Origin of the sequence: Methylobacterium sp. Leaf108 (assembly GCF_001423265.1) — a bacterium.
Lineage (GTDB): Bacteria > Pseudomonadota > Alphaproteobacteria > Rhizobiales > Beijerinckiaceae > Methylobacterium.
The window spans coordinates 1-21,831 of sequence record NZ_LMND01000002.1 but is presented as its reverse complement, the minus strand read 5'-3'; the positions used below and the strand labels follow the sequence as shown (position 1 = coordinate 21,831).

Sequence of the window (21,831 nt, the reverse complement as noted above, 5' to 3'; positions counted from 1 at the left end):
CCATGCCCCGATACTTCTTCAGCACCCATCTTAACGGCGACGTGATCGCCGACCCGGACGGCACGGTCCTGCGCGATGCCGACGCGGCCTGGGACACGGCGCTGAAGACGGCCCGGGCTGCCCTGCGCCAGGCGGGACGGGACGATCGCCGGCTCCTGGCGGCCGTCCTCGTCGTCACCGACGCGGCGGGCGAGGTCGTCCTGGAAATCCCGTTCGCGGAGGCCGTGACGTCGGCGCCGGACCCGACCGAAGGCGAACGGTAGGGCATCGGAACGACGACCCGCGCGGTCAGGCGCTGCGCCGCGGCGAAGACCGTCCCGGTCGACACCCCGTCACGAACCGGGTTGACCGTCGTGCGGACGAGCCATACAAGACGTCGCGTCCGCCCTACGTATGCACATGTTATTATTGCGTTATTTCCGATAGACCCAACGCCCGGAGGGTGTATCGCCCGACGTCTGCATCCGGTAGGGAGGGCTCGGTCGATGCGTCCCGGGGCGTTCGACGTTCCGTATGTCGTGCCGCCGGCAGGTCTTCACGTCGACACGTTTCTCCTCGGCGAGTTTCCCTTCGGCAAGTCTTCTCCTCGACAAGTCTTTTCCTCGCAAAGCGTGAGCGCCCTGTCGTGACGGTCGAAAGCCGCCTCAAACCGGCCCATCACGTGGAACCCCTGGTCGAGGGCGTAAGCGGGTTGTGGCGCTCGACGGGACAGGACCCCAATTTCTGGGTGTTGCCGCCCCCGGGCAAGAAGCGGCATCGCGGCGGCTGGACCCGCCTGATCTGCGACCTGCGGCTGCCGACCCCGGCCGATCTCGCACCCTATCCCGCCATCGACCTCGCGACGATCGACAAGTCGAAACTCAATCCGGTCCTCTACGTCGATGACGGCAACGGATTTCGCGAGGATCTCTGCATCGCCCTCGAGGTGTCGAACGGGGGGATCGACAACCTGATTCGCCTGCCGCGCCGGGTGAGGGGCCTGCGATTCGACCCGATGAACGCGCGGGGCGCCTTCGTCCTGTCGGGGCTGCGCATCAGGTCCTTGAGCCTGCCCGCAGCCGTGTCGGAAATCGCCCGCCGGATGATCGCGGGCCTGCCGGAGTCCGAGCGCGCATGGCGTCGCTATGCCCCCGTCGCCCTGCGCTACGCCACGCGGACGAAGCCCGCCCGGGTCTGGCGCACCTTTTTCCGAAGCGCACGGCCCAAACCCGCGCCACCCTCCTACAAGGCCTGGATCGACCTCATCGAGGCGCCCAACAAGCCGACCACGGCCGCCATGCGCGTCGGGATCGCGCAGTTCGCCCGGCGGCCGCTGATCTCCATCGTCATGCCGGTCTACGACACGCCCAGGGTCTGGCTGGAGGGCGCCGTGGCCTCGGTGAAGGCGCAGGCCTACGAGAACTGGGAACTGTGCCTGTGCGACGACCATTCGTCGGCGCCCCACATCCGGCCGATGCTGGAGGCCTTCGTCGCCGGCGATCCGCGGATCAAGCTGCACCGGCGCACCAGCAACGGCCGCATCTCGGCGGCGACGAACGACGCCATGGCGCTCGCCACCGGCGACTACCTGACCTTGATGGACCACGACGACGCCATCCCCGACAACGCCCTCTACGAGTTCGCGCGCGTTCTCGACGAGGACGACAGCGTCGACTTCATCTATTCGGACGAGGACAAGGTCTCGATCGAAGGCGTGCGCTACGAGCCGTTCTTCAAGCCGGACTGGTCGCCCGAGGCCCTCGAGGCCTGCATGTACACCGCCCATCTCGCCCTCTACCGGATGGACATCGTCCGCAAGGTCGGCGGCTTCCGCGAGGCCTGCAACGGCGCCCAGGACTACGACTTCGTGCTGCGCTACACCGAGCACGTGCGCAACGTCCGCCACGTGCCGAAGGTGCTCTATCACTGGCGCGCGATCCCCGGCTCCACCGCCCAGCACATGGACAACAAGGACTACGTGATCGACGCCGCCGTCCGCGGCCTCGAGGACCGGGCCCGGCGCACCGGCGAACTCGATTTCGTGCGCCCCGGTGCCTACAAGGGTTGCTTCGAGCTGCGCCGCAAGGTTCGCGGCACGCCGCTGGTCTCCATCGTCATCCCCACGGCCGGGCGCGACAGCGTGATCGGCGGGCGCAGCGTCGATCTCGCGGCCGCCTGCGTCGAGAGCATCCGCAGCCTCAGCACCTACGGCGCCATCGAGATCGTCGCCGTCGACAACGGCGACCTGCGGCCGCAGACGATCGAGGCCCTGGCCGGCCACCGGGTCCGCACGGTCACCTACGGGGAGCCGGGCTTCAACGTCGCCGCCAAGATGAACCTCGGGGCCCGGGCCGCCACGGGCGAGGTGCTGGTCTTCCTCAACGACGACATGGCGGTGATCACCCCCGACTGGATCGAGGCGATGCTCTCGGTCCTGCAGATCGACGGCGTCGGGGCGGTGGGCGCCAAGCTGCTGTTCGAGACCGGCCAGATCCAGCATGCCGGCGTCTCGGTGCTCCATGCCGGGCCCGACCATATCCGGCGCGGCTATCCCGGCGACGATCCGGGCCACTTCTTCAGCACCGTCGGCAACCGAAACTACCTCGCCGTCACCGGCGCCTGCATGATGGTGGACCGGGCCGAGTTCGAGCGCCAGGGCGGCTTCGACGAGCGTTACGCCGTCAACTACAACGACATCGACCTGTGTCTCAGGATATGGGAAGGCGGCCGGCGCATCGTCTATTGCGCCCAGGCCTGCCTCTACCACTACGAGAGCCGCAACCGGGCCCGCACCGTCGATCCGGGAGAACTCGCCCGCTTCCACGAACGCTGGCGGCCGGTCCTGCCCCGCGATCCGTATTACGGCGAGTGGTTCGAGGCGATGCCGCCGACCTTCGAGCTCGACCCGGTCCGGTTCTGACGGACCGCCTTCCTTCGCGGCCGGCGAAGGATCGGAGCGGCACTCTCGTATTGCGAACGATTCGAAACTGCGCGCAAGCTCCGCCCCGGCCGCCGATGGATGACGCGGTCGAGGCGACGATCGCGGCATGCAGGCAGCAGGATTCCTGAGCGAACAGGCAACGGTCGTCGCGACCGGGCTTCTGCTCGTCCTGTGCATGGGCCTGTGGGCGAGCGGCCTCGTGGCCGAGATCGTGACGGCCTTGCTGTTCTTCGCCGTCGCCATGCTGCTGCGGCTGGCGCCGACGGCGACCGTCTTCTCGGGCTTCGCCTCCTCGGCCTTCTGGCTGGTGCTGGGCGGGATGGTGGTGGGGCTGGCGATGACGCGCACCGGCCTCGGCGAGCGCCTGGCGCGGGCGCTGGCCGGACGGCTGTCGGGCTCCTATCCCGGCTTCATCGCAGGCCTCGTCGCCCTGTCCCTGGCGTTGTCCTTCGTGATGCCGTCGAACCTCGGCCGCATCGCCCTCCTCGTCCCGGTGGTGCTGGTGCTGTGCGACCGGTTCGGCCTCCGCCCCGGCCGACCGGGCCGGACCGGCGCGGTGATGGCGGTGGGCCTGGCGACACCGATCCTGTCGGCGGCAGTGCTGCCCGCCAACGTCCCGAACCTCGTGATGTCGGGGACGGCCGAGGCGCAATACGGGCTGCACATCGCCTACCTGCCGTACCTGGTGCTGCACGGGCCGGCGCTGGCGCTGGCCAAGGGCGCACTCCTCGTTCTGGCGACGCTGTGGCTGTTCCCCGACAGGCTCGCACCCCTCGCCGCGGGGGCGGAGGCCCTGCCGCACACGCCATTCAGCCCGGCCGAGCGCCGCCTCGGCGTCGTGCTCGGCCTCACCCTGGCCCTGTGGGTGACGGACAGCCTGCACCATATCGCCCCGGCCTGGATCGGGCTCGCCGCCGCGGTGGTTTGCCTGATGCCGCGCATCGGCGTGCTCGGGCCGGAGGCCTTCGGCGCGGTCAACCTGCGCACCTGTTTCTACGTGGCGGCGCTGCTCGGGCTGGTGGCCACCGTCGACCAGACCGGCCTCGGCGCCCGCCTCGGCCATGCCCTCCTCGATCTGGCGCCGCTCCATCCCGGGGAGACCCTTCAGAACTTCGGCGTCCTCACCGGCATCGCGGCGCTGCTGGCCCTCGTCGTCACCGCCAACGGCGCGCCGGCCCTCTACACGGCCCTCGCCGGGGAGATGAGCCGGGCCAGCGGATTGGCCCTCGACGACGTCGTGATGATCCAGGTGATCGGCTACTCGAGCCTGTTCCTGCCCTACCAGGCCCCGCCGATCATCCTTGCGATGCATCTCGGCGGGCAGACCCTGAAGGACGCCACCCGCATCACCGCGCTGCTGGGGGCGATCTCCCTCGTCGTCGTCGCACCCCTGGACTACCTCTGGTGGCAGACGCTGGGGCGTCTGTCATGAACGGCCGTCCTGGCGCGGAGGCGACCGCGACGCAGGTTGCAATGCAGCAAATCTGTTTCGCATCGCCGCATGGACGTCTTGCGCGGAGAGCCCGAAGCGATACTCCTTGGAGAGTTTCCAAGACTGGGAAAGCTTCCGAGACTGGGAAAGCTTCCGAGACCGCGCCCGCCGATCCATCGCCCACCGAGACGGCGCCCATCTTCGATCGAGGACGATAAGCCCGATGCCTTCCAGCCCTCGCCCCACGGTCACAGCGCCGCTCTCGCCCCACCTCCAGATCTACCGCTGGACCTGGACCATGGCGATGTCGGTGTTCCACCGCATCACCGGCACCGCCCTCTACGGCGGTACCGCCCTCGTGGCGATCTGGCTCGTGGCCCTTGCCGCGGGCCCCGCCGCCTACGGCTGGGTGGCGTGGTTCTTCGGCTCCATCCTGGGGCGGCTCGTGCTGTTCGCCTACACCTGGGTGCTCCTGCACCACATGCTGGGGGGGCTGCGCCACTTCGTGTGGGACGTCGGGCAGGGCTTCGACCGCGACAAGCGCATGGCGCTGGCCCGCGGCACCCTCATCGCCTCCGTGATCCTGACCGTCCTGATCTGGGCGCTCGCCCTCCTGATCCGCTGAGGAGCCGCACCATGGCAAAGACCTCTCCCTCCCTGCGCACCGCCCGCTCCCGCGTGAAGGGCCTGGGCGCGTCCGGCCACGGGGCCGGGCACTGGTGGCAGCAGCGCGTCACCGCCGCCGCCAACGTACCGCTGATGATCGCCTTCGTCGTCGTCATCGCGATGATGGCGGGGCGGCCCTACCCGGAGGCCGTCGCCCTGGTGTCGCACCCCCTCGTTGCGCTGGTCCTGATCCTCGCCGTGATCTCGGTGGCGCTCCACATGAGGATCGGGATGCAGGTCGTCATCGAGGATTACGTCCAGGACAAGGGCCTCAAGTTCGCGGCCCTGTTCGCCAACACCGCCTACACCGTCGCCGTGGCCGCCGCCTGTCTCTACGCGATCCTGCGCGTGAGCCTGGCGCGCCTCGTCTGACCGCAACCGAACCCGAGGGATCTCGCTCATGGCCACCAACGGCAACGGGGCTTCGGCCTACACCATCATCGACCACACCTTCGACGTGGTGATCGTCGGCGCCGGCGGCGCGGGCCTGCGCGCCACGGTGGGCTGCAGCCAGGCGGGCCTGCGCACCGCCTGCATCACCAAGGTGTTCCCCACCCGTTCGCACACGGTGGCGGCGCAGGGGGGGATTTCGGCCTCGCTCGGCAACATGGGGCCGGACGACTGGCGCTGGCACATGTACGACACCGTGAAGGGGTCGGACTGGCTCGGCGACCAGGACGCCATCGAATACCTCGTCCGCAACGCGCCGGCCGCGGTCTACGAGCTGGAACATTGGGGCGTGCCGTTCTCGCGCACCGAGGAAGGCAAGATCTACCAGCGCCCCTTCGGCGGCATGACCACCGAGTACGGCAAGGGCACGGCGCAACGCACCTGTGCCGCGGCCGACCGCACCGGCCACGCCATGCTCCACACCCTCTATGGGCAGGCGGTGAAGAACAACACCAACTTCTTCATCGAGTACTTCGCCCTCGACCTGATCATGGACGAGGACGGGCGCTGCCTCGGGGTCGTCGCCATCGACCAGGCCACCGGCGAGATCCACCGTTTCCGCGCCCAGCAGACGATCCTGGCCACCGGCGGCTACGGCCGCTCGTATTTCTCGGCCACCTCCGCCCACACCTGTACCGGCGACGGCAACGCCATGGTCCTGCGCGCCGGCCTGCCGCTGCAGGACATGGAGTTCGTGCAGTTCCACCCCACCGGCATCTACGGTGCTGGCTGCCTCATCACCGAGGGCGCGCGCGGCGAAGGCGGCTACCTGACCAATTCCGAGGGCGAGCGTTTCATGGAGCGCTACGCGCCATCGGCCAAGGACCTCGCCTCCCGCGACGTGGTCTCGCGCTCGATGACCATGGAGATCCGCGCCGGTCGCGGCGTCGGCAAGGGTAACGACCACATCTACCTGCACCTCGACCACCTCGACCCGGCGATCCTGCACCAGCGTCTGCCGGGCATCTCGGAATCCGCCAAGATCTTCGCCGGCGTCGACGTCACCAAGGAGCCGATCCCGGTGCTGCCGACGGTGCACTACAACATGGGCGGCATCCCCACGAACTATCACGGCGAGGTGCTGACCCTGAAGAACGGCAACCCCGACACGGTGGTGCCGGGCCTGATGGCGCTCGGCGAAGCGGCCTGCGTCTCCGTCCACGGCGCCAACCGGCTGGGCTCGAACTCCCTCATCGACCTCGTGGTGTTCGGCCGCGCGGCGGGCCTGCGCTGCGCCGAGATCGTCGAGCCGGGCCGCCGCCAGATGGACCTGCCGAAGGACTCGGCCGACAAGGCGCTCTCGCGCCTCGACCGCTTCCGCTACGCCGACGGCGGCACCCCCACCGCCGAACTGCGCGCCGAGATGCAGAAGACCATGCAGAACAACTGCGCCGTCTTCCGCACCGGCGAAGTGCTGGAGGAGGGCAAGGCCCTGATCCACAAGGTCGCCGCCGGCACGGCCGACATCCGCATCGAGGACCGCTCCCTGATCTGGAACACCGACCTCCTGGAGAGCCTGGAATTCGACAACCTGATCGGCCAGGCGGTGGTGACGATGGAATCGGCGGCCAACCGCAAGGAGAGCCGCGGGGCGCATGCCCGCGAGGACTTCCCCGACCGCGACGACAAGGAATGGATGAAGCACACTCTGGCCTGGATGAACGACACTTCGAAGCAGGTCAGCATCGATTACCGGCCGGTCCATACCTATACGATGTCGAACGAGATCCAGTACATCGAGCCGAAGGCGCGGGTGTATTGAGGAAACGGTCTTTGACTTGCTTCCAGTGATGAATCTTTCGAGACGGAAATAGGCACGCTACACCATGGCCGAATTCGCCCTCCCCAAGAATTCCAAGCTCACCGAGGGCAAGACCTGGCCCCGTCCGCCGGGGGCCAACAACCTGCAGGAGTTCCGGATCTACCGCTGGAACCCGGACGACGGCGCCAATCCGCGTGTCGATACCTATCAGGTCGACCGCGACGATTGCGGGCCGATGGTGCTCGACGCCCTCCTGTGGATTAAGGCGAAGGTCGATTCGACCCTGGTGTTCCGGCGCTCCTGCCGCGAGGGCATCTGCGGCTCCTGCGCCATGAACATCGAGGGCCAGAACGCCCTCGCCTGCACCATGGGCATCGACGAGTGCCAGGAGCATGCGAAGGGCAAGAATCCTGGGGCAAAGAAGACCGGCGCGGTGCGGATCTACCCGCTGCCGCACATGCCGGTGCTGAAGGACCTGGTGCCGGACCTGACCAACTTCTTCGCCCAGCACGCATCGATCGAGCCCTGGCTCCAGACCGAGACCCCCGCCCCGGAGGGCGAGTGGAAGCAGACACCCGAGGACCGGGCTCAGCTCGACGGGCTCTACGAGTGCATCCTGTGCGCCTGCTGCACCACCTCCTGCCCGAGCTACTGGTGGAACGGCGACCGCTTCCTCGGCCCCGCCGCCCTGCTGCAGGCCTACCGCTGGCTGATCGACAGCCGCGACGAGAACACCGGCGAGCGGCTCGACGCGCTGCACGATCCGTTCCGGCTCTACCGCTGCCACACGATCATGAACTGCGCCAACGCCTGCCCGAAGGGACTGAACCCGGCCAAGGCCATCGCCGAGATCAAGAAGATGATGGTCGTGCGCGAGGTGTGATACAGTTTCCGCTTGAATCGAGCGGGCACCGTATCACCGAGCCCGCGCGGCGCCTGAGCGAAGCCCATGTCCGCATCACGAAGTGATCAACCGGAAATGGTAGGAATCTGACCTCTTCTGACGGGGACGATGCCCGGCGGATGCCGGGCGGGGGAGGGGATCGCGACCTCTCCAGAAAGACCGCAGCTCCCTGCTCCCGACCCACGACGTAGGCCGCCCTCCCCCAATATGGGGGAGGGGGGTCCCGCGCTACTCGGCCGGCGCGGGATGGGCCGAGGGCTTCGCCTCTGCCGCCGGCTCCTCGGCGCCGCCCTGCTTGACCCGGAACAGGCGCATCACGACGACGAAGAACACCGGCACGAACATCACGGCCAGCACCGTCGCCGAGATCATGCCGCCGAGCACGCCGGTGCCGATCGCCTGCTGGCTCTTCGAAGCCGCACCGGACGCGATGGCCAGAGGCACCACGCCGAAGATGAAGGCCAGCGAGGTCATCACGATCGGGCGGAAGCGCAGGGTCGCCGCCTCCACCGTGGCGTCGACCAGGGACTTGCCCGGCTTCCAGAGGTCCTTGGCGAATTCCACGATCAGGATCGCGTTCTTGGCCGAGAGGCCGATGATCGTGATGAGCCCGATCTTGAAATAGACGTCGTTGGGCAGGCCGCGCAGGTACACCGCCGCCACCGAGCCGACGACGCCCAGCGGGATGACGAGCAGCACCGAGAACGGGATCGACCAGCTCTCGTAGAGAGCGGCCAGGCACAGGAACACGATCAGGATCGAGAGGGCCAGGAGCAGCGACGCCTGGCTGCCAGCCTCCTTCTCCTGGAGCGATTGCCCGGTCCAGGTGTAGCCGAAGCCCTTGGGCAGCTGCTCCATCAGGCGCTCCATCTCGGCGATGGCATCGCCCGAGGTGTAGCCGGGCTTAGGCTCGCCGGTGATGCGCACCGACTGGTAGCCGTTGAACCCGATGATCTGGGCCGGGCCGACGCTCCACTTCAGGTCGGCGAAGGACGACATCGGCACCATGGTGCCCTGCGCGTTCTTGACGCCGTAGTTCAGGATGTCGGCCGCCTTCAGGCGCTGGCTGTCCTCGGCCTGCACGATGACGCGCTGCATCTTGCCCCGGTTCGGGAAGTCGTTGGTGTAGACCGAACCGAGATTGACCTGGATCGTGTTGTTGATCTCCTCGAAGTCGACGCCGAGCGCAGCGGCCTTCTCGCGGTCGATCACGAGTTCGGCCTGGGGGGCCGGCGGCAGGCCCTCGACGTAGACCTTGGTGAGGATCGGGCTCTTCTTGGCGAGCGAGAGCAGTTGCTCCTGCGCCGCCATCAGGGCCGAGTAGCCCTTCTGCGCCCGGTCCTGCAGGCGGAAGCTGAAGCCCGAGGCGTTGCCGAGGTTGTCGATCGGCGGCGGCTCCAGCGCCTGGATGATCGCGTCCTTGTAGCCGGACAGCGCCTTGTTGGTCCCCTCCACGAGGTTGGCGGCGGAATTGGCCGCGTCGCGCTCGCCCCAGGGCTTGAGGGTGACGAAGGCCTGGGACGTGACCTGGCCTTGTCCCGAGAACGAGAAGCCGTTCACGATGGTCACGCTCGCCACGCCCGGCTGGGCCAGGAGATGCTCCTCGACCTTCTTCACCGCCGCTTCCGTGCGGTTGAAGGACGAGCCCGGCGGCGTCTGGATGTCCACCGTGAAGAAGCCCTGGTCCTCCACCGGCAGGAAGCCTTCGGGCAGGCGCACGAAGGCGTAGGCGAGGCCGGCGACCAGGATCAGGTAGATCACCATCACCCGCCCGGAGCGGGCGATGAAGGCCGAGACGCCGCGTCCGTAGCGGGCGGTCTCGCGGTCGACGACGCGGTTGAACCAGCCGAAGACGCCGCCCTTGGAATGGCCGTGGCCCTTCTCGATGGGCTTGAGCAGGGTGGCGCAGAGCGCGGGCGTCAGGGTCAGGGCCAGGAGCGCCGAGAAGGCGATCGAGGTCACCATCGCGATGGAGAACTGCCGGTAGATGATGCCCACCGAGCCGGGGAAGAACGCCATCGGGATGAACACCGCCACCAGCACCAGGGTGATGCCGATGATGGCCCCGGTGATCTGGTCCATGGCCTTGCGGGTGGCTTCCTTGGGCGGCAGCCCCTCCTCGTTCATGATGCGCTCGACGTTCTCGACCACGACGATGGCGTCGTCGACGAGGATGCCGATGGCCAGCACCATGCCGAACATGGTCAGGACGTTCACCGAGAAGCCGGCGAGCAGCATGACGGTGCAGGTGCCCATCAGCGCGATGGGAACGACGATGGTCGGGATCAGGGTGTAGCGGATGTTCTGCAGGAAGATGAACATCACCACGAACACGAGGACCACCGCCTCGATCAGCGTCATCAGCACCTTGTGGATCGAGGCGTTGACGGCGGGCGTGATGTCGTAGGGGATGTCCCACTTCACGTTGGAGGGGAAGAACTGCGACAGTTCCTCCATCTTGGCGCGGATGCCCTTGGCGGTCTCGAGGGCGTTACCGTCCGGGGCGAGCGTCACCGAGATGCCCGCGGCCGGGCCGCCGTCGAGGCGGGTGGTGAACTTGTAGTCCTCGCCGCCGAGCTCGATCCGGGCGATGTCGCGCAGGCGCACGGTGGAGCCGTCCGGGTTGGCGCGGAGCACGATGGCACCGAATTCCTCGGGCGCCGTCATCTGGCCCTTGACGATGATGGGGAAGTTGACCGGGTTGGTGGACGGGCTCGGCTGCGCGCCGACCGCGCCCGAGGCGATCTGGACGTTCTGGTTGGTGATGGCCTTGGAGACGTCCGAGGCGTTGAGCGAGAGGCCGCGCAGCTTGTCGGAATCGACCCAGATGCGCAAAGACCGCTCGGTGGAATAGAGCGTGGCGCGGCCGACGCCGGGGATGCGGCGGATCTCGTTGATGACGTTGCGGATGAGGAAGTCGCCCAGCGCGATCTCGTCCATCGACTTGTCGGGCGAGATCAGGGTGATGATGTTGAGGGTTGCGGCCGAGGCCTCCTCCACCAGGGTGCCCTGCTGGCGCACCTCCGCGGGCAGGCGCGCCTCGATGCGCTTGAGGCGGTTCTGCACCTCGACGCCGGCGAGGCTCGAATCGGTCCCCGGCTTGAACTGCGCCGTGATCTCGACGACGCCGAAGGCGTCGCTGGCGCTCTCGAAGCTCAGGATGTTGGCGGCCCCGTTGAGCTCGTCCTCGATGAGACGCGTGGTGCCGGTATAGAGGTTCTCCACCGAGGCGCCGGGATAGGCGGTGGAGAGGGCGATCGAGGGCGGCGCGATCACCGGATACTGCGCGATCGGCAGCATCGGGATGGCCAGCACGCCGCCCAGGCAGATGAACAGGGCGACGACCCAGGCGAAGACCGGCCGGTCGATGAAGAAGGATGCCATGGCTCAGCGCACCCCGGCTTCCGTGACGGGGGCAGGGGCCCCGGGAGACGCCTTGTCCCCGGCATCCGCCTGCGTACCCTTGGCTTCGCCGTCGGCGGGAACGGGCTTGACCACCATGCCGGCGCTGATCTTCTGAACGCCCTCGACGACGACGCGCTCGCCCGGCTTGAGGCCTTCGCGGATCAGCCAGTTGTTCTCGACGATCGGGCCGACCTCCACGGGCTGGAGCATCACCTTGTCGTCCTTGCCGATCACCCAGACCTCTGCCTTGCCGTCGTTGGTGCGCTGGATCGCCTGCTGCGGCACGGCGATGGCATCCTTGTCGATGCCCTGCTTGATGCGGGCGCGGGCGTACATGCCGGGGAAGAGGTCGTCGTTGGGGTTGGGGAAGAGCACGCGCAGGGTGACCTGGCCCGTGCTCGGGTCGGCGGTCACGTCCGAGAACAGGACGCGGCCCGCCGATGGATAGAAGGAGCCGTCGTCCATGATGAGCTGCGCGTTGGCGCTGTCGTGGGCGAGACGATCGAGTTCGCCGCTGGCGAGATCCCGCCGCAGCTTGGTCAGTTCGCCCACCGACTGGGTGATGTCCACGTAGATCGGGTCGAGCTGCTGGATCGTGGCGAGGTTGGCGGTGCCGCCCTGCTCGACGAGGGCGCCCTCGGTGAGGAGGGCCCGTCCGATCCGACCCGAGATCGGGGCGCGCACGTCGGTGTAGCTCAGGTTGAGCCGGGCCCTGTCGCGGGCCGCCTTGGCACCGGCCACCTCGGCTTCGGCCTGCTTCTGCGCGGCGTAAGCGCTGTCGTACTGCGCCTGGCTCGCGGTCTGGCGGGAGAGCAGCGTCTCGAGGCGCTCGGCCTGCTGGGAGGCGAGGACGAGGGCGGCCTCGGTGCGGGCCAGCACGGCCTCGGCACTGGCGAGATCGACCTGATAGGGGGCCGGATCGATCTTGTAGAGGACGTCGCCCTCCTTGACCTGGCTGCCCTGCTCGAAAGTCCGCTTGACCACGAGGCCGCCGACGCGGGCCCGCACCTCGGCGATCCGCATCGGCGCCACGCGGCCGGGCAGATCGCGCTGATAGGGGATCGGCTGCGGCTTGACCGTGACGTAGCTGATCTCCGGCGGCGGCGCGGCGGGTGCGGCGGCCTGCTGCTTCTGGTTGCAACCGGTGAGGACGGTCATCAGGAGAGCCGCCGAGACGACGGTCGGCCAGGGCCGGTGGGACGAAGGCACGATCGGGATGCTCCTGAGTGAGGCACGCGAGGCGAATGACCGGCGGCATCGGATGAAGCCCGGTCGACGAAGACCCGCGAAACGCCCGCGAGGGTGATCGATAAGAAGCCCCATGCACGCTGCACGCCGGACATGGCGAGGATGCGGCGGCGACGGGGGATCGCGACCGGCCGAAACGGCGCACGGTCACGAGGGCGAGAGCCCAGCGGGGGCCTAGATAGCCCGGGGAGGCCTATCGGGAAGCCATTGGCCGAGGCGGCCGGCGGGACCAGGTCCCTGCGCCACCCGGAACAGAGCGTCCGCCGCGTCGATGGCGGCCACCGGCTCGCGGACCGCCTGATGGACGCCGACCCCTTCGTCGGCGACCTCGCCCGCGACATGGACCGGCACGAGCCCGTCCATACCCGCGCCGACGAGATACACCGGCGACGCGCGCCAATGCGGGAGCGGCTGGGTGTCGGTCGGGCCAAAGCCGCCAAAGGACGCGAGAACGATCAGGCCGACCGCAAGGAACCTGAAGAGTAAGAGGCCGGACACCCGTGCGCGCACGGACGCGCCACGCACCGGTCCGGCGCCTTGGTTCCTGCGCTCACCCGAAAAATGCGGCGTCGCGACGATGATCCGAGTGGGTTGCACCGGCAGACTCTGGGGCCGCCGCCGCCGGGCCGCAACTCCCTGCGACATTCTGTCGACCCGGCACCGGACCCTGCCGACCGCTGAAAAAAGACCGACCCGGGGCCGTTCCCGGGCGGATGGCTCGATCCCCGGACGCCTCGCCCGGACGCCTTGCCCGGACGCCCTGCCCCCCGAACGCCTTGACCCCCGAGTCCGGGCCGGACAAGGCTGGCCCCCGTCACGCGACTCGACCGATCGAGGTCGGGCCGGCCACGGGCCGCCGGGATGGTCTTTGCCCGCCCGAGCCTTGGTCCGCCCCCCACACGAGAGAGAGAACGACCATGCGCCCCTTTTTCCTGCGCCCCTTTTTCCTGGGCTCTTCCCGCTCGATCGCGGCATCCGCCTTCGCGGCCCTGATCGCCGCCGGTACGCCGGCCCAGGCTGCCAATCCGTTCGACAGCGGCCCGATCGCCGACTTCATGAACATCTTCCGCGAGCAGGCGATCCCGCGCGAGACGGTGGCGTGGAATGGCTCCGAGAAACCCGGCACCGTCGTGGTCTCGCAAAGCCAACGCCGGCTCTACTACGTGCTCGGCGGCGGCCAGGCCGTGCGCTACGGGGTCGGGGTCGGCCGGCAGGGCTTCTCCTGGTCCGGCCAGAAGACCGTCACCATGAAGCGGGAATGGCCGTCGTGGCGGCCTCCGGCCCAGATGCTGGCCCGCCGCCCCGACCTGCCGCGCTTCATGGCCGGGGGACAGGACAACCCGCTCGGCGCCCGCGCGATGTATCTGGGCTCCTCGCTCTACCGCATCCACGGCTCCAACGAGCCGGAGACCATGGGAGCCGCGGTCTCGTCGGGCTGCATCCGCATGACCAACAAGGACGTGGTCGACCTCTACGACCGCGTGAAGGTCGGAACGCGGGTGATCGTGCGCAACTGAGGCGCCCGCCTCCTACGGCCGTTCACCGGAAACCCCATGATCCTCGGCATCGACATCAGCCTGATCGCGACCCTGTTCGCGGTGGCCGTGGCGGCGGGCTGCGTCGACGCCATCGCCGGGGGCGGGGGGCTCATCACCGTCCCCGCGCTGCTGCTGGCCGGGCTCGACCCCGTGGCGGCCATCGCCACCAACAAGCTCCAGGGCAGCGCCGGGGCGGTCTCCTCCACCATCGCCTTCGCGCGGCGCGGGCTGATCCATTGGCCCGCCGCCTGGAAGATCGCGCTCTGCGCCGGGATCGCCTCGGTGGCCGGCGCGCTGTGCGTCAGCCTGCTGCCGCGCGCCGTCCTCGATGCGGCGGTGCCGATCCTGCTCGTGGGCATCGCCCTCTACTTCGCCTTCGCCAAGCGCATGAGCAGCGAGGACGCGGCGGCCCGACTGACGCCGGGGGTGTTCGCCCTGAGCGTGGCGCCGGCGGTCGGCTTCTACGACGGCGTGTTCGGCCCCGGAGCGGGCGCCTTCTACATGATCGGCTTCGTGACGCTGCTCGGGCTCGGTGTGGTGCGGGCCACCGCCCATACCAAGCTCGCCAATGCGGCGAGCAATCTCGGCAGCCTCGCGCTGTTCGCGGCCGGCGGCCACGTGGTCTGGCCGATCGGCCTCGCCATGGCGCTGGGCGCCTTCATCGGCGCCCAGATCGGCTCGGTCCTGGCGATCCGGCTCGGCGCCCGCCTGATCCGGCCGCTGCTGGTGACCATCGCCTGCGCGATGGCGCTGCGGCTGCTGTCGAACCCGGAGAACCCGCTCAGGCAGGCGGTGACGGCGGCCCTGTCCGCAGGATAAGGCCTGTCGCAACCGTCAGCGCGGAATGAACGCCCAATAATCCAGGTCCAGGATCACGGCCTGGTCGTAGCCGTCGCCGACCATGTGGGGATGGGCGCCGCAAGACTGGTTCTTGGTGGCGACGGTGCGCAGGCGAAGCGCTCCGATGTCCGTGCGGCCAGGGAGTTCGGCGGTCTCCAGCACCTCGCTCCACGCATAGACGGTGTCGCCGGCAAACAGCGGCGCCACGTGGCGGCCGGCGTTGATGCCCGCGAGCGCGAAGGCGTTGCCCAGACCGTTGAAGCTCAGAGCGCGGGCGAGCGAGATGACGACGCCGCCGTAGATCAGGCGGCGGCCGAAGCGCGTGTCCTTGGCGGCGAACCCGTCGAAATGCACCTTGGCGGTGTTCTGGTAGAGGCGCGTGGCGATCTGGTGCTCGGCCTCCTCGACGGTCATGCCGTCGACGTGGTCGATCTTCTCGCCGACCGTGTAATCCGAGAAGCGGTGCGGGCTGCCCGCCAGATCGAGGTCGTAGGCGGCCGTGTTCAGCGGGGGGAGGGCGCCGGCGAGATCGACCGGGTCGACCACCTTGGCGAAGGTCGGGACGTGCTCCTGCGCGACCCTGGCCTCCGGGTCGAGCTTCCTCACCAGCACCCAGCGGCAGTAGCTCAGCACCGTCTCGCCGTTGGCGTCCGAGCCGGTGGAGCGCACGTAGACCACTCCGGTCTGGCGGTTCGAACTCTCCTTGAGGCCGATCACCTCCGAGACCGTGGACAGGGTCTCGCCCGGATAGACCGGCCGGCGAAAGCCGCCCTCGGCATAGCCGAGGTTGGCCAGGGCGTTGAGCGAGATGTCCGGCACCGTCTTGCCGAAGACGACATGGAAGGTCAGCAGGTCGTCGAGGGGGCTCTGCGGATAGCCGATGGCGCGGGCGAAGGCGTCCGACGACTGCACGGCGAAACGGGGGCCGTAGAGCGCGGTGTAGAGGGCGACATCGCCGCTCGTCACGGTGCGCGGGGTGGCATGGCGGATGGTCTCGCCGAGGCGGTAGTCCTCGAAGAAGCGGCCGGGATTGGTCTTCATGCGCGTCGTTCCTGCGAGAATGCCTGCGAGAATGTCGGCCGTCGTCAGCGCGTGTAGACCACCGTCTGGGTCGGGATGAACTCGTGCAGCAGGCGGCTCGCGAACAGGAGCAGGAGCACGAGCACGATCGGCGAGAGGTCGACGCCGCCGAGATTGGGCAGGATGTTGCGGATCGGCCGGAGCACGGGCTCGGTCAGCCGGTACAAGACCTCGCCGATCTGCGACACGATCGGGTTGCGCACGTTCACCACGTTGAAGGCGACGAGCCAACTCAGGACCGCGCTCGCGATCAGGACGTAGATGTAGAGCTGGACCACGGTGTCGAAGAGCCAGATGAAGGCGTTCATGCGCGGTTCCGATGTCCTCGAAGCGGCCCGCCCGGAGGGCACCGGCAGGCGCGGCGGCGGCGGGAATTTTACGGAATTGACAGGCCGAGGCGCCCGAGCCTAGAAGGCTCGCACCTCGGAACGGGGCTGTAGCTCAGATGGGAGAGCGCCGCAATCGCACTGCGGAGGTCAGCGGTTCGATCCCGCTCAGCTCCACCAGGCCGTCCACATAAACTGGAGGGTTGGTGGTCGTCAGGAATAGTCTTTTCGTTTCGGTAGGTTAGGCGAGGGTCTCTTTCGGAGAGCCAGTCTCTGCCGTTTGCTGCGCAGTTTTGGGCGCCGGATCTTGGCCCAGTCTCAGGCAGGCCAAAAACCGTTTCCGCAGATGCACGGCAATCGGCGGCTTTCGGCAGTCCTCGGCGGTGGTCGTAACGCCGTTTTCTCGGTCAGCGACGCCGCTCACTGCATCTGCCGCGGTCGGTGATCCGGAAGGCCGACTGGCGATGCGGAGCCTGCGTGGCTAACGATTAGAAGGATCGTCGCAGGATGCCGGTTCCGATGGCTTCGCTCAGAACCCGATCGCGTGTTCCTGTTCAGCCCAGGACAGCGGGAGCTCAGCCAGCGACTTGATGCTGATGCCGCGCGGCAGTCGGCCCTCGACGAGGGCCTGGACGATGCGCGGCGACAGCTGTGCCAGCGACAATGTCATCCGGACCGAGCGCTCACTGCAGCCTTCCCGCATGGCGATGGCATCGGTGTCGGCGATGCGGGCCGCGAGGAGATCGTCGATCCAGGATCGAGCGGTGGCGACGGCCTTCAGGATGCGGGCGCGGTCCTCGACCTTCATCGGGCGGAGTCCAAGGCGATCGGAACCAGGCGGCACGATGATCTCGCGATGCCGTTGGCTCCGGTTCGGCGACCACGCGACTTGAACGACGCTGCGCTCCTCGCCGGTGAGTTCGAGCTGCAGGGCATCGGGATGCACGACGACCTGGGTCAAGCGGCTTGCAATCAGCTCGGCATCGCTGAGGTCGCCTGCCCTGGGGAACTGCGAGCGCAGGGACTGGACGACGGCCGCTTCGATGTCGGGGGCGGAGAGGCGGCGGATCGGATTGGCATCGCTGTGCCTCGCAGCTTCCTTCCCCTTCAGGACGGCCTGGCTGACGTAGTAGCGGTAGCGCCGTGCCCCCTTGACGGCATGGCTCGGGGTCAGGGCATGACCCTCGGCGGTGTGGATGCGGCCGACGAGGAGATGCTCGCAAGGCAGGCGGTGCGATGCCTTGCCATGATGGTTGGCTGTGAGCTTTGCCTGCACCACCTCGAAAGTGGCCGCCTCGACAATCGGCTGATGCTGGCCCTCGAAGACGCGACCGCGATGGGTGAGCCTGCCGATATAGAGTGGGCTCGCCAGGATCTGGTAGAGATGCCCCCGACTGAAGGGCTTGCCTCCAAGGCGATTGCCCTTGCCGTCGATCCGCCCGGGCACGGTAATGCCGGCCTCATCCAACTCGGCCTGCAACCTGGTGACCGCGCCAAGCTCGAGGTAACGAGCGAAGATGCTGCGGATCAGGACGGCATGCTCCTCGACCACATGGAGGGCGCGCGCTTCGACCCGGTAGCCGAGCGGTACCACCCCGCCCATCCAGAGGCCCTTGCGCTTCGAGGCTGCGATCTTGTCGCGGATGCGTTCGCCCGTGACCTCCCGCTCGAACTGGGCAAAGGACAGGAGCACGTTGAGGGTGAGCCGGCCCATGCTGGTCGTAGTGTTGAAGGCCTGGGTCACCGATACGAACGAGACCCCATGCGCATCGAACAGCTCGACCAGCCTCGCGAAGTCCGAAAGCGAACGAGTGAGGCGGTCGACCTTGTAGACCACCACCACGTCGATGCGCTTCAGGGCGATCTCCGCCAGCAGCCGCTGCAGGGCAGGGCGCTCGAGCGATCCTCCCGAGAAGCCGCCATCGTCGTAGGGGGCGGGGAGGCAACGCCAGCCCTCATGGGCCTGGCTTTTGATGTAGGCCTCGGCCGCTTCGCGCTGATTGTGAAGCGAGTTGAACTCCTGCTCCAGCCCGTGCTCGGTCGAGACCCGGGTGTAGATCGCGCAGCGCAGCGGCCTCGCCACCGGAGCTGCGATGCTGCGCAATGTCGAGGCGCCACGGCCGGTCATGGCCAACGACTCCCGACGGTCGCAGTGGCACGAGCCGTGATACGAGCGCCTTGCGGTTCCGGGGGCTTTGTCTTCTCGCGCAGGCCGAAGAAGCGCGGCCCGTTCCAGTTGGTACCGGTGATGGCGCGAGCGACCTTCGACAGGCTGTCGTAGGATCTGCCCTCCCAGGCAAAACCCAGGTCGAGCACCGTGACCCGGTGCAACTGTCCCTGCCATTCCCGCACCAGCAAGGTGCCCGGGCGGTGCACCGGGCGGGCGGGCAGGGCGATCGCTCCGTCGCGGCCGGGTGATTGTGGTCCGAGGCGATCCAGTAGCGCCACACTCTCACGATCGAGGTCGCCGAGCGCTGCGGCCTGGAGGCGATAGGCGAGCAGGCGATGCAGGAAGGCACGGGACAGCTTCTCGGGTGCGGGACGCCCGACCAACCGCCGCCAGCGTCGCCGCAGCTCCGCCAGATCGGCCGAGGCCAATCTGGCGAGGTCGGCCTCGATCCGATCCTGCCCGGACCGAGGCGCACGGGAGAGCGGGGCGCTCATCGGCGATCAGACCGCCGTCGCGCTGGCGGATGCGCTTGCATCGACCGCTCCTCGTGCATCGGCAGGCTTCCGTTTGGCAGGGGTACGCCGAGGCTTCAGCTTGTCCGGCTCTGCGGTCATGATGCGATAGGCTGTCGATCCATCCTCGCGTGTCGACTTCACCAGAGTCAGCCCGCCCGAGCGCAAACGAGACAAGGCAGCGCGGGTGGTGTGCGGCAGCCAGCCTGTGAGGACGATCAGTTCAGACAAGTTTGCGCCTTCGGTTCGGCGGAGGAAGTCGACAACCTGTTGCCGCTTGCTAGCCGATGCCTGATGGGTGGACACAGCAACCGGCGGCTCCAAGCCAACGGACCGGTACCCGGCGGCGGTCAGGTAGTGGCTAACCTGCCCATCCCGATCGCGTGACACGATCAGCTCATGCTTGAGAAACTTGGCCATCAAGCGCTGAGCCGTGCCCGGCTTCAGGGGGGAAGGAAGCACGATCGGGCCATCGGGCTGAGCGGCGGCGAGGGCGAGGATCTTGGCTTCGGAGCAGGACAGGGTGAAGGTCGACATCGATCGTGTTCTCCGGGATCGGCAGGGGCTGCCACCAACCTGACCCCGCAGTCGGCGCGATGCCGGCGGGGCAGGGGGCCCGGAGAGGGCCAGACTTGCGCGCGATCAGGGGCTCCGCGGCTGTCGCGACTCGCCAGGGCGGCTCATGCGACCGATCAGACACGTAGCACCGTGAGAGGTCATTGCCTTGTTGATGGGCTCATCGCGATCTATGGCCATCAAAAGCGCCTGGCATTCCGAGACGGCCTCGAAGAAAGTCCATAGGCACCTTGGCTGACGCTGACGCTGCCTCAGCGATCAGCCAAGAACCGCTCTTTTAGAGGCATACCGCTATACTCAATCCTGCTGAGCGCATTGCTCTCCCCCGACCATTCGACCGAACACACACATGCTCCGTTCGAGGAAAATGTCGAGTGGAATAGTTGAAAAATCCGATTGCACGCACAGAATGAGGCAGGGCCCGTTACAAAGTCAGCGCCGCGAGACCATCTGACCTGACCGGCTGACTTTGGACCGGGCTGATTGAGAGGATCAGCCAAGACTGAAGGAGCTGGACATAAAGCGCGGTCAGAAGACGGGTGCGGACCAGGTGGTGCTGAAGCTGCACTAAATTAAGGTGCAGACGGCGCAGGTTAAAAGTTTGGCGATAGCGTGCCGGGAGGCAGATATCTCCGAGCAAAGCTACTATCGCTGGCGCAAGGAGTGTTAAGAAGCCTCGAACCATGCCCCCCTCTCTCAGCTTAGTTTAGCCTTTGTTTTTATAGCGCATTGCTCGGCACAGGTGGGGTCACGATCGGCGTCGATCGTGACCCCACCTTCATTCTAATTTTTGCAGCGTGACCAACCGATTAGCTGCACTTTTACTGGGGTTAAACTTCGGGTTCATCCGCACTTTTGGTGCTGACGGAGTCAGATCTGGCTTTTGAGCGTTGATCCTCACCGTGACCGAGGAGGCGTCGGATGCCAATCTCGAACCCGTCTCTACCGACAGTGCCCGATGGGTTGCACGTCGATGAACTGACGCTCGATCCGTCCGGACTGTTGCTTCTTGCCCGGACCACCGCTGCGCAGGGCGTCTGTCCTGATCAGCCCCCATTGAAGTGGTCCGCCCTTTGGTATGGCTTTTGAGCCTGGAGGACGGACRAGATGGCAAAGCACCCGAAGCCCGAGGAGATCGTCGCCAAGCTACGGCAGGCGGATGTGCTGATCTCACAGGGCCAGAGCGTGGCCGATGCAATCCGCGCGCTCGGCGTGAGTTCAGTGACGTACTACCGGTGGCGGCGTGAGTTTGGCGGCCTGAAGTCGGATCAGGTTCGACGGATGAAGGATCTGGAGACCGAGAACGCTCGGCTTCGAAAGGCGATTGCGGATCTCACCCTCGACAAGCTGATCTTGCAGGAGGCGTCCCGGGGAAACTTCTGAGCCCCGCGCGCCGACGCGCCTGTGTCGAGCACATCATGCTGACGATGACCGTCTCCGAGCGCCGCGCCTGTCGGGCGCTCGGACAGCATCGCTCGACACAGCGCAAGGTACCGCGGGGCCGCGACGACGAAGAGGCGCTGACGGCTGATCTTGTGGCGTTGGCCGAGAAGTACGGGCGCTACGGCTACCGCAAGATCAGTGCGTTGCTGAAGGCGGCCGGGTGGTTCGTCAACGACAAGCGCGTCGAACGCATTTGGCGGCGTGAGGGGCTGAAAGTGCCGGCCAAGCAGCCCAAGCGAGGGCGGATCTGGGACAACGACGGCTCAGTCAACGACAAGCGCGTCGAACGCATTTGGCGGCGTGAGGGGCTGAAAGTGCCGGCCAAGCAGCCCAAGCGAGGGCGGATCTGGGACAACGACGGCTCMTGTGTTCGTCTTCGCCCGGAACACCGCAATCACGTGTGGTCGTACGACTTCGTCGAGGCCCGCACGCACGATGGSCGMAAGATCCGGATGCTCAACGTGGTCGACGAGTTCACACACGAATGCCTGGCGATCCGGGTCGCACGCAAGCTCAAGGGGATCGACGTCATCGACGTGCTCTCGGACCTGTTCATCCT

The 21,831-nt window shown here is 67.5% G+C and carries 17 protein-coding genes, 1 tRNA gene and 2 pseudogenes; 13 read left to right on the top strand and 7 right to left on the bottom strand.

Annotated features, from left to right (window positions below):
- Window positions 1-2 precede the first annotated feature (2 nt).
- From ASF39_RS03770 to ASF39_RS03740, 7 genes are all read left to right on the top strand, one after another.
- Window positions 3-263: a hypothetical protein gene (locus ASF39_RS03770; protein ID WP_055882794.1), complete on the top strand. Its 261-nt coding sequence runs from the start codon at window positions 3-5 to the stop codon at window positions 261-263.
- 362 nt (window positions 264-625) lie between these two features.
- Window positions 626-2,899, top strand: coding sequence for a glycosyltransferase (locus ASF39_RS03765; protein ID WP_056281178.1), 2,274 nt, complete (start codon window positions 626-628; stop codon window positions 2,897-2,899).
- Window positions 2,900-3,026: 127 nt separating this feature from the next.
- Window positions 3,027-4,352 (top strand): SLC13 family permease, encoded by a 1,326-nt coding sequence (locus ASF39_RS03760; RefSeq protein WP_056281176.1) that lies wholly within the window; start codon window positions 3,027-3,029, stop codon window positions 4,350-4,352.
- 223 nt (window positions 4,353-4,575) lie between these two features.
- Complete coding sequence (gene sdhC / locus ASF39_RS03755; protein WP_055882801.1) at window positions 4,576-4,977, top strand: succinate dehydrogenase, cytochrome b556 subunit; 402 nt, start codon at window positions 4,576-4,578, stop codon at window positions 4,975-4,977.
- Window positions 4,978-4,988: 11 nt separating this feature from the next.
- Window positions 4,989-5,390, top strand: coding sequence for a succinate dehydrogenase, hydrophobic membrane anchor protein (gene sdhD / locus ASF39_RS03750; RefSeq protein WP_055882804.1), 402 nt, complete (start codon window positions 4,989-4,991; stop codon window positions 5,388-5,390).
- A gap of 28 nt (window positions 5,391-5,418) precedes the next feature.
- A complete protein-coding gene (gene sdhA / locus ASF39_RS03745; RefSeq protein WP_056281175.1) occupies window positions 5,419-7,230 on the top strand; it encodes a succinate dehydrogenase flavoprotein subunit in 1,812 nt (603 codons plus the stop codon).
- A gap of 64 nt (window positions 7,231-7,294) precedes the next feature.
- The gene (locus ASF39_RS03740) at window positions 7,295-8,113 is read left to right on the top strand and encodes a succinate dehydrogenase iron-sulfur subunit (protein ID WP_056281172.1); all 819 of its coding nucleotides are present in this window, start codon (window positions 7,295-7,297) and stop codon (window positions 8,111-8,113) included.
- A gap of 249 nt (window positions 8,114-8,362) precedes the next feature.
- On the opposite strand, the gene ASF39_RS03735 is transcribed toward ASF39_RS03740, so the two are convergent.
- Window positions 8,363-11,518 (bottom strand): multidrug efflux RND transporter permease subunit, encoded by a 3,156-nt coding sequence (locus ASF39_RS03735; RefSeq protein ID WP_056281170.1) that lies wholly within the window; start codon window positions 11,516-11,518, stop codon window positions 8,363-8,365.
- 3 nt (window positions 11,519-11,521) lie between these two features.
- Window positions 11,522-12,697 carry an efflux RND transporter periplasmic adaptor subunit gene (locus tag ASF39_RS03730; RefSeq protein WP_156648372.1) on the bottom strand — a complete coding sequence of 392 codons (1,176 nt, stop codon included), beginning with the start codon at window positions 12,695-12,697 and terminating at the stop codon, window positions 11,522-11,524.
- A 390-nt stretch (window positions 12,698-13,087) separates the two neighbouring features.
- Between ASF39_RS03730 and ASF39_RS20960 the strand changes: the two genes are divergently transcribed.
- The 3 genes from ASF39_RS20960 to ASF39_RS03715 all read left to right on the top strand — a co-directional run bounded on the left by ASF39_RS20960 (window position 13,088) and on the right by ASF39_RS03715 (window position 15,144).
- On the top strand, window positions 13,088-13,273 hold the full coding sequence (locus ASF39_RS20960) for a hypothetical protein (protein ID WP_156648320.1): 186 nt from the start codon (window positions 13,088-13,090) through the stop codon (window positions 13,271-13,273).
- A gap of 431 nt (window positions 13,274-13,704) precedes the next feature.
- The gene (locus tag ASF39_RS03720) at window positions 13,705-14,304 is read left to right on the top strand and encodes a L,D-transpeptidase (RefSeq protein WP_056281165.1); all 600 of its coding nucleotides are present in this window, start codon (window positions 13,705-13,707) and stop codon (window positions 14,302-14,304) included.
- Window positions 14,305-14,340: 36 nt separating this feature from the next.
- On the top strand, window positions 14,341-15,144 hold the full coding sequence (locus ASF39_RS03715) for a TSUP family transporter (RefSeq protein ID WP_056281163.1): 804 nt from the start codon (window positions 14,341-14,343) through the stop codon (window positions 15,142-15,144).
- A 15-nt stretch (window positions 15,145-15,159) separates the two neighbouring features.
- Here ASF39_RS03715 and ASF39_RS03710 read toward each other — a convergent pair whose 3' ends face one another.
- Both ASF39_RS03710 and ASF39_RS03705 read right to left on the bottom strand, forming a co-directional pair.
- The gene (locus tag ASF39_RS03710; protein ID WP_056281162.1) at window positions 15,160-16,206 is read right to left on the bottom strand and encodes a MaoC family dehydratase; all 1,047 of its coding nucleotides are present in this window, start codon (window positions 16,204-16,206) and stop codon (window positions 15,160-15,162) included.
- A 44-nt stretch (window positions 16,207-16,250) separates the two neighbouring features.
- Window positions 16,251-16,553 (bottom strand): YggT family protein, encoded by a 303-nt coding sequence (locus ASF39_RS03705; RefSeq protein WP_055882822.1) that lies wholly within the window; start codon window positions 16,551-16,553, stop codon window positions 16,251-16,253.
- Window positions 16,554-16,675: 122 nt separating this feature from the next.
- On the opposite strand from ASF39_RS03705, the gene ASF39_RS03700 reads away from it, so the two are divergent.
- A tRNA-Ala gene (locus ASF39_RS03700) sits at window positions 16,676-16,751 on the top strand.
- 349 nt (window positions 16,752-17,100) lie between these two features.
- On the opposite strand, the gene ASF39_RS03695 is transcribed toward ASF39_RS03700, so the two are convergent.
- The 3 genes from ASF39_RS03695 to ASF39_RS03685 are packed head-to-tail and all read right to left on the bottom strand — an operon-like array spanning window position 17,101 to window position 19,790.
- Window positions 17,101-18,699 carry a recombinase family protein gene (locus tag ASF39_RS03695; protein WP_056281160.1) on the bottom strand — a complete coding sequence of 533 codons (1,599 nt, stop codon included), beginning with the start codon at window positions 18,697-18,699 and terminating at the stop codon, window positions 17,101-17,103.
- Window positions 18,696-19,235: a DUF2924 domain-containing protein gene (locus ASF39_RS03690; RefSeq protein WP_056281158.1), complete on the bottom strand. Its 540-nt coding sequence runs from the start codon at window positions 19,233-19,235 to the stop codon at window positions 18,696-18,698. Before ASF39_RS03690 ends, ASF39_RS03695 begins: the two co-directional genes overlap by 4 nt.
- 6 nt (window positions 19,236-19,241) lie before the next feature.
- Entirely contained in the window at window positions 19,242-19,790 is a 549-nt protein-coding gene (locus tag ASF39_RS03685) for a DUF3489 domain-containing protein (RefSeq protein ID WP_056281157.1), read from the bottom strand.
- Window positions 19,791-20,346: 556 nt separating this feature from the next.
- Between ASF39_RS03685 and ASF39_RS20955 the strand changes: the two are divergent.
- Both ASF39_RS20955 and ASF39_RS03675 read left to right on the top strand, forming a co-directional pair.
- Window positions 20,347-20,493 (top strand): annotated as a pseudogene (locus ASF39_RS20955) (IS3 family transposase); the annotation flags it as partial.
- A 443-nt stretch (window positions 20,494-20,936) separates the two neighbouring features.
- Window positions 20,937-21,831 (top strand): annotated as a pseudogene (locus ASF39_RS03675) (IS3 family transposase); the annotation flags it as partial.

Coding starts and splice junctions, on each gene's coding strand:
- ASF39_RS03760 (WP_056281176.1), top strand. CDS start 3,027: ATGCAGGCAGCAGGATTCCTGAGCGAACAGGCAACGGTCGTCGCGACC.
- ASF39_RS20960 (WP_156648320.1), top strand. CDS start 13,088: ATGGACGCCGACCCCTTCGTCGGCGACCTCGCCCGCGACATGGACCGG.
- sdhD (WP_055882804.1), top strand. CDS start 4,989: ATGGCAAAGACCTCTCCCTCCCTGCGCACCGCCCGCTCCCGCGTGAAG.
- ASF39_RS03740 (WP_056281172.1), top strand. CDS start 7,295: ATGGCCGAATTCGCCCTCCCCAAGAATTCCAAGCTCACCGAGGGCAAG.
- ASF39_RS03695 (WP_056281160.1), bottom strand. CDS start 18,699: ATGACCGGCCGTGGCGCCTCGACATTGCGCAGCATCGCAGCTCCGGTG.
- ASF39_RS03710 (WP_056281162.1), bottom strand. CDS start 16,206: ATGAAGACCAATCCCGGCCGCTTCTTCGAGGACTACCGCCTCGGCGAG.
- sdhC (WP_055882801.1), top strand. CDS start 4,576: ATGCCTTCCAGCCCTCGCCCCACGGTCACAGCGCCGCTCTCGCCCCAC.
- ASF39_RS03770 (WP_055882794.1), top strand. CDS start 3: ATGCCCCGATACTTCTTCAGCACCCATCTTAACGGCGACGTGATCGCC.
- ASF39_RS03685 (WP_056281157.1), bottom strand. CDS start 19,790: ATGTCGACCTTCACCCTGTCCTGCTCCGAAGCCAAGATCCTCGCCCTC.
- ASF39_RS03690 (WP_056281158.1), bottom strand. CDS start 19,235: ATGAGCGCCCCGCTCTCCCGTGCGCCTCGGTCCGGGCAGGATCGGATC.
- ASF39_RS03735 (WP_056281170.1), bottom strand. CDS start 11,518: ATGGCATCCTTCTTCATCGACCGGCCGGTCTTCGCCTGGGTCGTCGCC.
- ASF39_RS03730 (WP_156648372.1), bottom strand. CDS start 12,697: ATGACCGTCCTCACCGGTTGCAACCAGAAGCAGCAGGCCGCCGCACCC.
- sdhA (WP_056281175.1), top strand. CDS start 5,419: ATGGCCACCAACGGCAACGGGGCTTCGGCCTACACCATCATCGACCAC.
- ASF39_RS03705 (WP_055882822.1), bottom strand. CDS start 16,553: ATGAACGCCTTCATCTGGCTCTTCGACACCGTGGTCCAGCTCTACATC.
- ASF39_RS03720 (WP_056281165.1), top strand. CDS start 13,705: ATGCGCCCCTTTTTCCTGCGCCCCTTTTTCCTGGGCTCTTCCCGCTCG.
- ASF39_RS03715 (WP_056281163.1), top strand. CDS start 14,341: ATGATCCTCGGCATCGACATCAGCCTGATCGCGACCCTGTTCGCGGTG.